The sequence below is a fragment of the Kitasatospora sp. NPDC093806 genome (assembly GCF_040683335.1).
GTDB lineage: Bacteria > Actinomycetota > Actinomycetes > Streptomycetales > Streptomycetaceae > Kitasatospora.
On sequence record NZ_JBFBDO010000016.1, the window covers coordinates 39,235 to 53,873 of the forward strand.

General features: G+C 72.6%; 8 protein-coding genes. 5 read left to right on the forward strand and 3 right to left on the reverse strand.

Annotated elements, in window-relative coordinates; all coding sequences use genetic code 11:
* Positions 1-54: 54 nt before the first annotated feature.
* Positions 55-903: a hypothetical protein gene (locus tag AB0N76_RS11585; RefSeq protein ID WP_363555739.1), complete on the reverse strand. Its 849-nt coding sequence runs from the start codon at positions 901-903 to the stop codon at positions 55-57.
* Between the two features lie 150 nt (positions 904-1,053).
* Between AB0N76_RS11585 and AB0N76_RS11590 the strand changes: the two genes are divergently transcribed.
* From AB0N76_RS11590 to AB0N76_RS11605, 4 genes are read left to right on the forward strand one after another with little or no spacing between them, the layout of a single operon-like run.
* Complete coding sequence (locus AB0N76_RS11590) at positions 1,054-2,703, forward strand: PD-(D/E)XK nuclease family protein (RefSeq protein WP_363555741.1); 1,650 nt, start codon at positions 1,054-1,056, stop codon at positions 2,701-2,703.
* Entirely contained in the window at positions 2,700-3,857 is a 1,158-nt protein-coding gene (locus tag AB0N76_RS11595; RefSeq protein WP_363555743.1) for a hypothetical protein, read from the forward strand. The genes AB0N76_RS11590 and AB0N76_RS11595 overlap by 4 nt, the downstream gene beginning before the upstream one ends.
* Positions 3,850-7,278 carry a signal recognition particle gene (locus AB0N76_RS11600; RefSeq protein WP_363555745.1) on the forward strand — a complete coding sequence of 1,143 codons (3,429 nt, stop codon included), beginning with the start codon at positions 3,850-3,852 and terminating at the stop codon, positions 7,276-7,278. Before AB0N76_RS11595 ends, AB0N76_RS11600 begins: the two co-directional genes overlap by 8 nt.
* Positions 7,279-7,325: 47 nt before the next feature.
* Positions 7,326-10,163: a DUF3962 domain-containing protein gene (locus AB0N76_RS11605; protein ID WP_363555747.1), complete on the forward strand. Its 2,838-nt coding sequence runs from the start codon at positions 7,326-7,328 to the stop codon at positions 10,161-10,163.
* A gap of 66 nt (positions 10,164-10,229) precedes the next feature.
* On the opposite strand, the gene glmS is transcribed toward AB0N76_RS11605, so the two are convergent.
* Positions 10,230-12,056, reverse strand: coding sequence for a glutamine--fructose-6-phosphate transaminase (isomerizing) (gene glmS, locus AB0N76_RS11610; RefSeq protein ID WP_363555749.1), 1,827 nt, complete (start codon positions 12,054-12,056; stop codon positions 10,230-10,232).
* Between the two features lie 57 nt (positions 12,057-12,113).
* On the reverse strand, positions 12,114-12,398 hold the full coding sequence (locus AB0N76_RS11615) for a hypothetical protein (RefSeq protein ID WP_363555751.1): 285 nt from the start codon (positions 12,396-12,398) through the stop codon (positions 12,114-12,116).
* Between the two features lie 253 nt (positions 12,399-12,651).
* Here AB0N76_RS11615 and asnB point away from each other — a divergent pair, with 253 nt between their 5' ends.
* Positions 12,652-14,502: an asparagine synthase (glutamine-hydrolyzing) gene (gene asnB / locus AB0N76_RS11620; protein ID WP_363555753.1), complete on the forward strand. Its 1,851-nt coding sequence runs from the start codon at positions 12,652-12,654 to the stop codon at positions 14,500-14,502.
* Positions 14,503-14,639: the final 137 nt, after the last annotated feature.

Below are 14,639 nucleotides of genomic sequence, written 5' to 3' on the forward strand. Positions count from 1 at the left end.
CGAAAGGTTCGAGGGGTCCGGGGGCGGCGCGAATCTCCTGCGGCACCGGGGCGGCTACGGGGCGCCGCCTCCGCTGCGGAGGGCGTCGTGCAGCTCCCGGGTACCGAACAGTTGCTGGACGTCGCTGAGTTGTTCGCGCGCCCGGCGCGCCGCCACGACCCGCTCCCGGTCGTCCTCGGCCTGGTGGACGGAGCTCTCGGTCCGCGCGGCGGAGAGGACCCGGGCCGGGTCCGGCCGGGCGGCCTCGTCGTATGCGCCGGGGATGGTGAGGGCGAAGCGTCGCAGCAGTCGCCAGGCGGCTTCGGACGGCGGATGTCCCGCGTCGGTGAGCCGTTGGATCTGCTCGGCGGTGCCGATGGCGTGACGCAGGAAGTCGGCACGCTGGCCCAACGGGGTACTGAGGCGCCGTTCCAGCGGCCAGACGGAGACGGCGAGCAGGCCTCGGGCAGGGGTGAGCCGGTCGTGATTCAGGGCGGCGCAGATGTAGTAGGGACGGGAGTACCCCTGGGCGGTGAAGGAGCGCTCCTCGTCACGGCGGAGCGAGGCCAGCTTGGTGGCGATCAGCGGCTCGGCGAAGAACGCCTCGTACGCCGAGGAGATGAGCTTGGGCGACGCGGGCGCGCCGAGCACGGTAAGCGCCTGGTACACCTGCTCACGCACCGGGATCGCCCCCTGCCCCGGTCGCCCGGTCGATTGCGGTTGCTCGACCGGTGGACGCGCGGTGACGGGCGCGGCCTCGGCCACCTCCTCCTCGTCCAACGCGGCTTCCCAGGCCTCTTCCGCCGCGCGCAGCTGCTTGCGGATCCGCGCGCTCTCAGCCTTGTCGCCGGCACGCCGCGACTCCCGCCACTGGGCGCGCAGGACGGCAAGGCGCTCTTCGAGTTCCTCGACTGATGCGGCCATGGCGGCAGCCTAATGCATCACCCATCGACTTCCAAGATCAACCAATACTTTCCAAGAAACGTATCCAAACACTTCCAAAGTTTGCGCTATGGTCGTGGCACGGAGCACCGTGGCGAGACGCGGTGCCCCACCGTCATGGAAGGGGATGGCATGGGCGACCGCACGCGCTGGCGCAGGCCGCACTGGATGGTCGGCGACGACCGCCTGGTACGCATCGGCCCGGGAACCGGGGGTCAGGAGAACCACATCTGTCCCGAGCGGGACGCCGCCAAGGCGCACCCCGCGGTCACCCTGCGCGTGCCATCCCAGCTTCCTGACGAGACGTTGGAGACCTTCACCATCGGGCCGGTCGCCGAGGTTCTCGACCTGGTCGAGTTCGGCGGGGCGTCACCCGATCAGGCCCTCGGTTCGCTGGCCGTCCGCAAGCGGCCGCTGCACCCCGCACACCGCGCCTACACCGAGCACGCCGTGCGGCGGTACGTCGCCCGCGAGGAGTCGCCGGGGCTCGTCCCGGTCCGCCCGTACTGGGTGGTCCGCCGGGAGAACGGGCTGCGCTGGGAGCTGTACGCCTGGTGGCGCCGCTACCGGTCGCCGGACGGCTCGGTCCGCGAGTTCCGACGGCTCCGCCATGGTGGCGCCCGTTCGTCGACTCCCGGCGAGATCGCGATCGCCGCCTACGCCGCCGCCTTCGGGACCGAGTCCGCCTGGCCCCGCCGCTGGCGGGAGGAGTTCCGGCCGACCGGACGCGCGTCCCGGCCCCGCCGCGTCCGGATCGTCGAGGTCGGTCTGGACGACGGCTCGTCCGTGGTCCAGTTCGAGGGCACCGTCGAGGAGGCCAAGGCCTACTACGACGCCCACGGCGACCCGCAGGTCCGAGCCGTCATCCAGGGCGGGGAGGCCCGCCCCGGCTCCGCGTGCGCGGAGTGCAAGTTGTTCACCGGGTGCGCCGCCGTACCGCGGATCCCCGGTGTCCTCGCGATCTCCGCCCAACGGGCGCCGCTGCGCGAGGTCTCGGCCAGCGCTCTCCGCTACCACGACGTCTGCCCGGCCCAGGCGCTCCTGCGCCGGCTGCACCTGCCGAAGGAGGACGAGTACACCGACGCCGCAAAGCTCGGCCAGGCCGTGCACGACTGGATCGACCGGCTCCACCGCCGCCCCGGCCACCCGCCCTGCTCGGTCGCCGACATGCCGCCGCCCGGCCATAACTGGACCTCCGGGCGGTGGCAGGTGCCGGACCCGGACGCCGAGGCCGGGCGCGCCATGCTGCTGCACCACGTCGACGCCTGCCCCTTCCACGATTCCGCACTGATCGAGGAGGTGGAGTCGGAGGCCGTGCGCGCCGTCCACGACACCGCGGCCCAGGCGCTCGTCATCAGCAAGCCGGACCTGCTCTATCGGGAGGACGGCTCCTGGGTATGGCGGGAGCTCAAAACCACCCGCCGGACGCCACGCCCCGATGAGGACCTGCTGGACCGCTACCCGCAGCTCGCCCTAGCCGTCACGCTGCTCGCGGAGGGTGCACTCGGCGGCGACCCGACCGGCTCCCGGGTGGAGGTGGAGATCCTCCGGCCGGATGGTGCCCACCCCCACGTGATCGACCCCACCGATCCCGAGCGGCTCGCCAGGGCCCGGTCCGTGCTGCGCCGGCTCGCCGGTCCGTGGCGGGACGACCGGTCCTGGGCCGCACGTCCCGGAAACCACTGCCGGCAGTGCCCGGTGTCCAGGTGGTGTCCCGACTCCGCCACCGCCGACACCGCCCGAGCCATCTCCACCGTCCCCGCTGAGGAGGGCGCCGCATGAACACCACCACCGACACCGACGAGGCCCTGCTCCGGGAGCTCGCCTCCGCCCTCGCCGAACTCTCCCGACGACGCACCGTGCCCAACCCGGTCTACCCGGCCAAGGTCCAGAACGCCTACAACCGGCTGGTCCTGCACTGTCTGCGCAACGGCGATGACCCACCGGGCAGCGTCCCCGAACTGGCCCGCTGGGCCCGGGAACGCCCGCTCGCCGGCTGGCCGCTCCGGCTGCCCCCGGAAACCCGCCCACCCGGACGCTTCCTCTGTGACCCCGAGACCAGGCTGCCCACCCAGCTCTGCCTGGAGTGGGAGGTCGACGCCGCCGACCCCGCCGCCGAGCTGATCGAGAACGAGCTGCTCCACCAGGCCATCGCCGCCTGCCGGGCCGCCCGCAGCCCGCGCGCCTACACCGGCTTCCGCACCCTGCTCACCACCAAGCCGGTCCTGACCGCCGCCGAACTCGCCCTGCTGGGCGGCGACCCCGAATTCGGGATGCTGCTCCACGGCGTCCTCAAGCGGTGCTACGAACCCGTGCCGGCCTCCTACCTGGTCAACGGCTCCGGAAGGACGTGCGAGCGCTGCGGCTGCCTCATGGTCCCGCTGTCCGACGGCGGATACCGGTGCGAACTCGACCGGTGCCGTCGCGACGGCACCGGCAACGGCGGCAGGCCGATCCGCGCCGACAACGGCGGGCTGCTCCAACTCGGCCGTCCACTGCGGATGTTCGTCACGAGCCCGGGCTTGGCCGAGACCGACCTCCAGGCCGCGCTCCGTCGACAATTCGGCATCACCGCCGAGATGTGGCCCGAGTTCGACGCCTACGACCTGCGCGTCCCGTTGCCGGACGGCCGGCACTGGGCGGTGGACGTCAAGGACCGGGTCAACCCCGTCCTGCTCGCCCGCACCGTCGCACCGCTGCGCGCCGAACCTCCGTACGACCGGGCCTTCCTGGTCGTCCCGCACTACCGCTTCCGGGAGAACGAGGCGTACGGACGGCAGTTCCGGCGCCATCTGCCCGCCGACCTCGCCGACCGCTTCGAGCTGCTTGACGACCGGGCCTTCCTGCGCCTGGTCCGAGCCGAGACGTCAGGCCCCCTCGCCACCGCCCGCCCCGGGACGACGAACACCCCCGCCGAAGGAGACACCCATGCGTGACCGCCGTGGCTGGCACCGACGCTGCTCCCCGCAGCAACTCCGCGAGGTCTGGCCGGAGAGCCTCGGCCCGTTCCGGCCCGCCGACCTCCTCGACGTCGAACTCGGTCTCCACCTCCTGCAGAGCGTGACGCCCATGCGCACCGCCCTCGACGTGTGGCCGCTGCTCGGCGGCTACCCGTACAGCGAGGTGTTCGGCGACGTGCGGACCGATGAGCAGCGGCTGCGAGTCCTGCGCGCCCGCCACCGGCTCTGGGACCTGCGCCGCCGCACCGCCTGGGTGGAGTCCCTCACCTCCTACCTGGCGGTGCCGCAGGAACTGCGCGGTTTCGACCTGGACGGACCGGAGTCGGTCCCCCGCCGCCGGATGCCGGCGCGCGCCGCCCAGCGGTTCGAGGTCTTCGAGGAGATCCTCGGCCTGGCACCCGAGTACGCCACCCGCTCCACGCCCCTTGCCGAGCCCGGCGAGTACACCTTCCGGGTGGACGACCGGATGCATTCGGTGGTGTTCCCCAAGGATCTGCTGACCGACGTCCGGCCGCGCCCGCACGCTCTCGGCACCCTCCCCTCCGGCCGCGGCGCGCCCATCGGGATCGACTGGGCGGACCTCGTCAAGGCGGCCGAGGCGATGGACGCCGCGGAGGCCGCCGCACCGGGTGAGGCCCCGAGCGACTGGTCCGGCCGTCTCGAACGGGTCCGGCTGCTGATCCGCGACGAGGAGCTCGGCCGGTTCGTCGAGGGCCGACGACTCCGGATCGGGCAGCTGCTCCATCTGGTGGGGATGGTGGGCGCCGGCAAGTCCACCCTCCGGGACATCCTCACCTATCACGTGGTCTCCGGGGCCCCGGACCGCCGGGTCACCATCGTGGTCGGCGACGTCGCCGAAACCCTCGCGGTGGTGGCCCAGTTCGAGCGTCTCGGCGTGCGGGCCGCGCCCGTCCTCGGCCAGTCCACGCGAGAGCGTAACCTCAGCCGTCTGCACCGTCGAACGGCGGCGGGCGCCGAGACCATGCTCGGCCACGACCACCCGGGCTTCGCGTACCTGAGCAGCGCATGCCCGGTGGACGCCCTGCGCGGTCTGGAGGCGCGTCGCCCACTCGGCATCCGGCAGGCGCCGTGCACCGGGCTTTTCACAGTTCCGGACACGCCCGTCGGAGATCCGCGGCTCGACGAGGAGAATCCGACCGGCCGTCGCTTCGACCAGCCGAAGCCACAACGACGTCTCTGTCCACTGTGGAACCGCTGCCCCCGCCACCGCGGTGCCCGTGACCTGGTCGACGCGCAGGTCTGGGTCGCCACCCCGGCCGGGCTGGTGCACAGCACGGTCCCCCAGCATCAACACGACGAACAGCTGCGCTACCTCGAACTCGCCTGCCGGCTCAGCGATCTCGTGATCGTCGACGAGGCCGACCGGGTCCAGATGCAGCTCGACACCGCCTTCGCGCCCGCCAGCACCCTGGTCGGCCGGTCCCCCGACTCCTGGTTCGACGAGGTGGCCGTCCACAAGTTCCAGCAGATGGCCCGGGACGGGCGGCTCCAGCTCTCGGCGCGCGACGTCGACGACTGGAGCAACGCGGTGAACACGGTCAGCGCCGCGACCGACCGCCTCTACGCGCTCCTGGTCAAGGACGAGCGGCTGCGGAACTGGATCAGCGTCGACTACTTCAGTGCGTTCACCCTGCACAACCTCCTGCTCGACAGCTGGTTCCCCGGCCGCGGGAAGGGACAGCAACCACCTCAGGAGGCCCAGGTCCTGGACCACGCCCTGCAGGACTTCCGGGACGACCCTCTGCACGAGCGCCCGGCCTCCGCGGACGAGGTCACCCCCATCGTCAACACCCTGGTCCATCTCGCGCTGGAACTGCTGCACGCGCCCCACGGGGCACGCACCCGCGACCGGCTGCGCGACACCCTGGAGGGCCTCGTCGGCCGCGAGTCCGGCGTGCTCGACCGGATCGACGTCCAGGCCCGGCGCTTCGAGTTCACCCTGATCCTCGCCGCCCTGCACAGTCGACTCGACTTCATGACCACGCTCTGGCCCCGGGTCGAGGCCGCACTCCACCTCGAGAGCGCCTCCAACGTGCTTTCCCGCAGGCCGCCCAAGGACTACGAAGCGGTCATCCCGGAGTCGCCGATGGGCAACGTCCTCGGTTTCCAGTTCCGCCTCGACGAGCGGGAACGCGACGGCGATCGCAGCGGCGAACTCCGTTTCTTCCACTGCAACGGGGTGGGGCGGGAGCTGCTCGTCCGGCTCGGCGACCTGTGCGCCGTCGACGGCCGGCCGGGCCCGAACGTCCTGCTGATGTCCGCCACCAGCTGGGCCGGCACCTCCAGCCGGTTCCACCTGCACACCGAGGTCGGCGCTGTCCTGCGGCCCAGGGACGAGGAGGTCGCGGCCGTCCTGCGGACCGAGTTCCGCAAAGAGTTCCTCCACTGGCCCGGCGGCGACCGGCCCCGGCCCCTCCGGCTGTCCGGCTGCGACCCCGAGGAGCGTCCGCAGGCGCTGCTGGAGATGCTCCGGCAGCTCGCCGTCCCCGACCGCAGCTTGCCCGGTTCCCTCAGCATGCTGGACACGGAACTCGGTGAGATCGAGGACCCGGAGCGGCGCCGCCTCCTGCTGCTCGTCGGCAGCTACGACGAGGCGCGCCTGGCCGCGGAGTTCATCAACCAGATCCCCGAGTGGACCGGCCGAGTCACCCGGCTCGTCTCCGACGACGCGGACGCCGACCATGCCTGGACGAGGCTGCCGCAGGACTCCGCCGTACGCACCCTCCCCCGAGGGGACGTCCGAACGTTTCCCCGGACCGGCGGGGAGGTCCTGGTCGCGCCGCTGCTCGCGGTGGAACGCGGGCACAACATCGTGCTCGGCTCCGGCAAGGCCGCGATCGGAAGCGTCTACTTCCTGGCCCGGCCGCACCCCCGCCCCGACGACATCTCACTCGCCGTCCAGACCATCAACGACTGGGCCGCCCGCCGACTGCGCGACCTGGACGGCACCTTCCGGCAGGCGGCGCTGGCCGCGGCCAGTCCGGACCGCGCCGCCGTCGCGTTCCGCAGCAGCGCCTTCCGCCAGTGGGCCCGCTACCTGACCCGTCGACTCGCCTGGTCCAGCCTGCGCGAGGACGAGAAGACCGCCTTCACCTGGGACCAGCTCGTCGTGATGTGGCAGGTCATCGGGCGCCTGGTCCGTGGTGGTGTGCCCGCCCGGGTGGTCTTCGTGGACGCCGCGTTCTCCCCCCGGGAAGCCGGCTTTCAAGCGGCGGACACCCCCGACACCAGCCTGCTGGCCAGCATGCACTCCGTGCTCGCCCCCTACTTCGACGAACCCGTCGACGAGGACGCCGCCGAACCCACCGCCCTCGACAAGTCGCTCGTCCGGGAGCTGTACGAGCCGCTCTACCGCGCGCTCGCCGACATGGGCTGACCGGCCTCACCCACACCCTCACCAAGTCCCCGGCAAGGAGAACACCCGTGGAGTACCAGCGCATCAGGACCGCGGCCTACCGGCCCGATCCCGACCGGGGCGGCCTCACCGTGCCCATGCACTGCCTCGACCTGCCCGCCGCATGGCAGGAGCCGCTGCTGGCCCTGCGGGCCGGCGGCCGTACCGAGTATCGCAAGGGACAGCCCCGACGGGTCCCAACCAAGCAGATCAACCAGCTGCTTCGGGCCACCGCGCCCGACATCGTGACGGTCGACGGCACCGCCACGTTCGGGGCCGAACGCCCCTGGCTCTACTGCGCGCAGGCCTACCCGCAGCCTGTGACCAACCTCTTCGTAGCCGCCTGGCTGCGGAGCCTCCAGCGCGTTCCGGACAATCCGGAGGGCGCCGGCCGGCTGGCGGACTGCTTCCGGGACCTCGACACCGGTTCGCTGCGCTGGCAGGCCCGCACGATCGACCTGCTGGCACGGCGGCTCTCCCCGGGCGGCACGGCGGAGCCCGCGCCGCACGTCTACCGGCTGCTGGCCGACCACCTCGCCGCCCGAATCGCGGCGCAGGCCCCATACGAGCACGGTGGGCAGCGGCTCGCCTTCCACCAGGTGGCCGGACTAGGCGGGTCCAGGGGCGCGGGCAGCGGCGGCGCGGAGCTGATGTCATGGCCGCCGATCGAGTTCCGCGGCAAGCGTGGCACCGGCTCGCCCGCGTACTACTCGGCGGTGCTCCGGGTAACCGTGCGCACCGTTCCGTTCTCCCCGGTCCCCCGGGTCCACCTGAGCACGGGTGTCCGCCGGTTCGTCAGCGGCCAGGTCTGGCTCCCCTACCGCAAGGGCGCCTCGGTCTACCTGCTTCCGGACTCCTCCCTGATCCCGAACGGTCCGGCCTCTCAGCGCTTCTCCGTCGCGACGCTGGAGTACCGCAACGGCGCCACCGGCTGGCGCCAGGGCGGGGCGGGTGGTCTGCTCGCCGCCGTCACCGCGCTCGGTGAACTCCCCTCCCCGGACCGGCTGGTGAAGGAGGCCGACGCCTGGGTCCACGGCCGTGACGGGGTCCGACTCGCCGTCGGCCACCAGACGGCCATGGGCTCGCACGTTGTCAATGCCGGTCTGATGCCCAGTGAGCGACGTAGGCTCGTCGAATGGGCCGAACAGGCGCTCCTCCCTGACCTCCTGCCGGTCCCGCACCTGGAACGCAGCCGGCTCGCCCGGCCTCCGCGGAAGCACCTCGGGAAGCTGCCGGCCATTCCCAAGAAGGACACGGCGCCGGAGAAGCTGGCCGCGATCCTCGACACACACGGGCGGGTGTCGGCAGCCAACGCCGCCACCCGGCGCGCTGCGGTGGCCGAGGCACTGCCCGGCGCCGAGCTGGTCGGCGTCCTGCTGTACCAGTCCGACGGTCAGCGCGACCGATTGGTCGCCGCCGCCGAGAAGGGACTCGGCCTCACGGACGCCCGGGCCGGCCACGACTCGGACACCTGGACGTGGAAGACCCCCGAGCTCACCGTTCGGCTGCACGCCCACCCGCTGGGCGCACTCGGCGCGCCGCTCGGTCGCGATCGCGTCCCGCGGATCGGCGCGGAACACGAGGAAGCGATCGCGGTCCGCCGCCGGCTGATCGCCGCCGAGGCGGCCGCGCTCCGCGAGCGGGTACCCGGTGCCCGACTGGCCCTAATCGAACTGGACGGCGGGGAGGTGTTCCGCGGCGCCAAACGGCGGATGGACCCGAAGCACGCGATCCGCCTCGGCTGCGCCGACGCCGGGCTGGTCACCCAGTTCATCCGGCCGCTGGATCCGGACGCCGACCCCGAGCAGGCCGGCGCGGAGGCCGCCATCCGGGCCGATGCCGCGTGGGCGGACGGGCTCCGACAGCTCGGCCTGCGGCTCGTCCCGCAGCACTCCCTGGGCGAGCTCATCCCCTCCGAACTCAACCAGGTCGCCTTCCACCTGGTCGAGCGGCGCAGCGACGGCCCCACCGGGAAGCCGCAGTTCACCCCGATTGCGGTACTGATCCGCCCAGGTGACGGCTGCGTCCTCGGCCGAAGCACCGACCTGCCCGAATGGGTCCCCTACCCCGAGCTCCTGAGGTCGCTCACCGGCCGGGTACGCGCCGACGAACTGCGCACCGCCGAGGCACAGTCCGCCCACACCGCGGCGTTCGTCAAGAAGACGCTGGACCGCCTCCGCAGCACGCCCACGCTGGTGCTCGCCCACGCCCAGGACGTCCGCAAGCGCTGGCCCTGGTTGCGCAACGACGGCCTGACGCCGGACCGCCTCGGTCTCGACGGCGGTCCCGCGCAGCGGATCCGGGCGTACGGCAAGGGGCTGCGGCTCGTCCGCGTCGCCGACGCCACCCGGGACGAGACGGCGCAGTGGTGGGCGGAGCGGGAGGAACTCACCCCGGAGCTGGCCGGACAGCGACGCGGCGGCATCGCGAAGGGTCTCTGGGTCCCGACGGAGCCGGAGTCGCCCGGGCGCGTCTTCTACAGCACGGCCGACAAGTCGAGCACCCAGACCGGCATCACCAACGACGACGCCAAGCTGACCCCACACGTCAACCCCGGTGGCCGCGACGCCCACCGGCCCACGGCGAACGCCTGGAACCCCAGCCTGCTGGAGTTCACGGTCGCCTGTCTGCAGCCGGGGGACGACGCCGAGGCCTGGGCGGCCTTCGTCCACCAGCAGCGGTTCGGCGAGGACTACCGCGACGCGCTCGGGCTGCCGCTGGTCCTGCACCTCGCCCGGCTGGCCGACCAGTACGCGCTCCCCCACGAGGAGGACGACGTGGTGGATCCGGCCGCGCCCGCGGCCCAGCTGCCCGAAGCGACTGGCGAGGCGGAACAGTTGATGTTGGACCTCGACGGCGAGGAGTGATCGAACACCCGTAGGGCCCGGGGGAGTCCACCACTCCCCCGGGCCCCGTCGCGTCGTCGGCGGGTACTACTCCACCGTCACGCTCTTGGCGAGGTTGCGGGGCTTGTCGACGTCGCGCTTGAGGGCGACGGCGGCGTGGTAGGCGAGCAGTTGGAGCGGGATGTTGAGGAGCAGCGGGTCCAGCTCGGGCTCGCTCTTGGGCACCAGGACGCAGTGGTCGGCGAGCTTGGCGTCGGGGCGGCGGTGGGCGACCGCGAGCACCCGGCCGGAGCGGGCCTTGATCTCGCCGAGGGTGGTGAGGTTCTTGTCGAGCAGCTCGTCGTCCGGGACGAGGGCGACGGTCGGCAGCTCGGGGCTGATCAGGGCCAGCGGGCCGTGCTTGAGCTCGCTCGCCGGGTAGGCCTCGGCGTGGACGTAGGAGATCTCCTTGAGCTTCTGCGCGCCCTCGCGGGCGACCGGGTAGCCGCGGACCCGGCCGATGAACATCATGCCCTCGGACTCGGCGTACTCGGCGGCGAGTTCGGCGATGGCGTCGCTCTGGGCGAGGACCTCGCGGATCTGGTCGGGCAGCGCCTTGAGGGCGGAGACGATCCGGCGGCCGTCGGCGGGCGAGAGGTCGTGGATCCGGCCGAAGTGCAGGGCGATCAGCGCGAAGGCGACGACCGTGGAGGTGAACGCCTTGGTGGAGGCGACCGAGATCTCCGGGCCGGCGTGCAGGTAGATGCCGCCGTCGCACTCGCGGGCGATGGCGCTGCCGACGGTGTTGACGACGCCGAGCACCCGGCCGCCCTTGCGCTTGACCTCCTGGACGGCGGCGAGGGTGTCGTAGGTCTCGCCGGACTGGCTGACCGCGATGTAGAGGGTGTCGGCCTCGATGACCGGGTTGCGGTAGCGGAACTCGGAGGCGGGCTCGCTGTGCGCGGGGATCCGGGCGAGCTCCTCGATCAGCTGGGCGCCCATCTCGCCGGCGTAGTAGGCGGAGCCGCAGCCGAGGATCTTGACCCGGCGGATCTCGCGCAGTTCGCGGGCGTCCAGGTTGAGGCCGCCGAGGTGCGCGGTGGCGAACCGCTCGTCGAGCCGGCCGCTGAGGGTGCGCTCGACCGAGCCGGGCTGCTCGTGGATCTCCTTGAGCAGGAAGTGCTCGTAGCCGCCGGTGTCGTAGGAGTCGATCTCCCAGTCGACGGTGGACGGCTGGCGGTGGGTGGTGCGGGCGTCCTCGGTGAAGGTGCGGAAGCCGTCGGCGCGGACGGTGGCCAGCTCGCCGTCCTCCAGGTGCACGACCTGGCGGGTGTAGCGGACCAGGGCGGAGACGTCGGAGGCGGCGAACATCTCCTTCTCGCCGATGCCGAGCACGATCGGGCTGCCGTTGCGGGCGACCACGATGCGGTCGGGCTGCTCGGCGTCGAGGACGGCGATGCCGTAGGTGCCGACGACCTTGCCGAGGGCGGCGCGGACGGCCTCCTCCAGCTCCACGCCCTCGGTGGCGTGGGCGGCGATCAGGTGGGCGAGGACCTCGGTGTCGGTCTCGGAGCGGAAGACGGCGCCCTCGGCGGTGAGGCGCACCCGCAGCTCGTCGGCGTTCTCGATGATGCCGTTGTGGACGACGGCGATCCGCTCGGCGTTGTCCAGGTGCGGGTGGGCGTTGGCGTCGCTGGGGACGCCGTGGGTGGCCCACCGGGTGTGGCCGATGCCGGTGGTGCCCTTGAACCGGGCCGGGATGTCGGCGGCGAGGTCGGCGACCCGGCCCTTGACCTTGCGGCTCTTGATGCCGCCGGTGCGCCCGGTGACGGCGACGCCGGCCGAGTCGTAGCCGCGGTACTCCAACCGGGCCAGGCCCTCCAGCAGGAAGGGGGTCGCGTCCTTGGGGCCGATGTAGGCCACGATTCCGCACATGGGTGGACTCCTTGGAAGCAGAGGGCAGGGCGTTCGGGACGGGGCGTCCGGGGCCGGTCAGCCGTAGACGATCCGGCGCAGCTGGCGGGCCGAGAGCCCGGGGGCCGCGACGCGGCGGGCCGGGAGCTCCTCGGCGAGCCGGGCGAAGATCTTCTCGTTGGTCAGGCCGCGGGCCTGCAGCTCGCCGTGGCGGCGGCGGACGTACTCCTCGGTGGTCTCCGAGAAGTACGCCAGCACCTCCGCCACCACCCGCGCCGCCTCGCGGGGCCCGAGCGGGCTGGTCCGGGTGAGGTGGGCGAGCAGGTCTTCGTGAGGGTACGAGGGGCCGGGTGAGCTGGACACGAGTGGGGAGCTTAGGCCGGGGGACGCGCGGAGATCAAAGATCCTGCCCGATTTCGGGCAGGGATCGCCGGGTTCCACTCGGGCGCCGCACTCGAACGGTCCTCGAATGGCCCCATTCCCCACTGCCACACCCTTGTAGCGGCTCCTACCACCACGTAGCGTGATTCTCCGCATACGCAATACGCAATTCGCACTACGCAGTACGGATCGGGTCGGAAGAGAAGATCGGAAGAGAAGAACCGGAGGCTTGCCGATGTGCGGGATCACCGGATGGGTCGCCTACGAGCGTGACCTCACCCTCGAACGTGCCGTGCTCGACGCCATGACGGCCACCCAGCTCTGCCGCGGTCCGGACGCCGGCGGCGTCCACCTGGAGCGGCACGCCGCCCTCGGCCACCGCCGCCTCGCCGTGATCGACATCGAAGGCGGCGTCCAGCCGATGGCGGTCGAGTACGACGGCCGGCTGCTGGCCGCCCTCACCTACAGCGGGGAGGTGTACAACCACCGCGAGCTGCGCGCCGAACTGGAGGCGGCCGGCCACCGCTTCCGCACCCGCAGCGACACCGAGGTGGTGCTGCACGCCTACCTGGAGTGGGGCGAGCAGTTGGCCGAGCGGCTCAACGGCATGTTCGCCTTCGCGATCTGGGACGCCCGCAGCGAGGAGCTGCTGCTGGTCCGCGACCGGATGGGCGTCAAACCGCTGCACTACCACCCGACCCCGGACGGCGTGGTGTTCGGCTCCGAGCCGAAGGCGCTGCTCGCCCACCCGTCGGTGCGCCCGGTGGTGGACCTGGACGGGCTGCGCGAGCTGCTCGCGCTCACCCGCACCCCGGGCCTCACCCCCTACCGGGGCATCGTCGAGGTCCGACCCGGCCACGTGGTGCGGGTGCGCCGCGACGGCATCAGCGTCCGCCGCTACTGGGCGCTGGAGGCCCGCGAGCACACCCAGGACCTCGACACCACGATCGGCACCGTCCGCGCGCTGCTGGAGGACATCGTCCACCGCCAGCTGGAGGCCGACGTGCCGCTCTGCTCGCTGCTCTCCGGCGGCCTCGACTCCAGCGCGGTCACCGCGCTGGCCGCCCGGGCGCTGGCCGCGGCCGGCGCCGGTCCGGTCCGCTCGTTCGCCGTCGACTTCACCGGGCAGACCGAGCACTTCCACCCCGACGCCCTGCGCTCCACCCCGGACGGCCCCTACGCCGAGCTGCTCGCCCGGCACGTGGGCGCCGACCACCGGGTGATCGAACTGGACAGCGCCACCCTCACCGACCCGGCCCGCCGGCTCACCACGCTGCGCGCCCGGGACCTGCCGGCCGGCGTCGGCGACCTGGACACCTCGCTGCTGCTGCTCTTCCAGGGGGTGCGCGAGCGCTCGACCGTCGCGCTGTCCGGGGAGTCGGCGGACGAGCTGTTCGGCGGCTACCGCTGGTTCCACGACCCGGCGGCGGTGAACGCCGACGACTTCCCGTGGGCGTCCGCCATACCGGGCCTCGGCGGGCCGGGCGCCGCCCCCCGCGAGCATCTGCTGGACCAGGGGCTGCTCGGCAAGCTCGACCTGGCCGGCTACCGGCACGCCCGGTACCGGGAGGCGCTCGCCGAGGTCCCGCACCTGCCGGACGCCGACCCGTTCGAGCGGCGGATGCGCGAGGTCGGCTACCTCCACCTGACCCGCTTCGTCTGCGTGCTGCTGGACCGCAAGGACCGGATGAGCATGGCCAACGGGCTGGAGGTGCGGGTGCCGTTCTGCGACCACCGGCTGGTCCAGTACGTCTTCAACACGCCGTGGTCGATGAAGCACTTCGACGGCCGGGAGAAGAGCCTGCTGCGGGCCGCCGTCCGGGACCTGCTGCCGCCCGAGATCGCCGACCGGGTGAAGAGCCCCTACCCGACCGTGCAGGACCCGCGCTACCCGGAGCTGCTCCGCCGCGAACTCGCCGCGGTCGCCGCCGACCCCTCCTCCCCCGTCCACGCCCTGCTGGACCGGCGGACGCTGGCCGAGGCGCTGGCACCGGCCGGCGACCCGCAGGCGTTCCGGCTGTCCGCCGACCTCGCGCTCGACCTGAACGCCTGGCTGACGGAGTACCAGGTCGCGCTGGAGCTCTGAACGGTCCGCCCGGACCCCGGACGGCGCAGCGGAGCGCGCTGCGCCGTCCGGGTCGCGTAACAGCCCGGCCACCCGCCTCGTTGACCTGCCGTGACGTGCGGTAGCGTCGCCGACACCTCCCGAATGGCGGCCGAAAA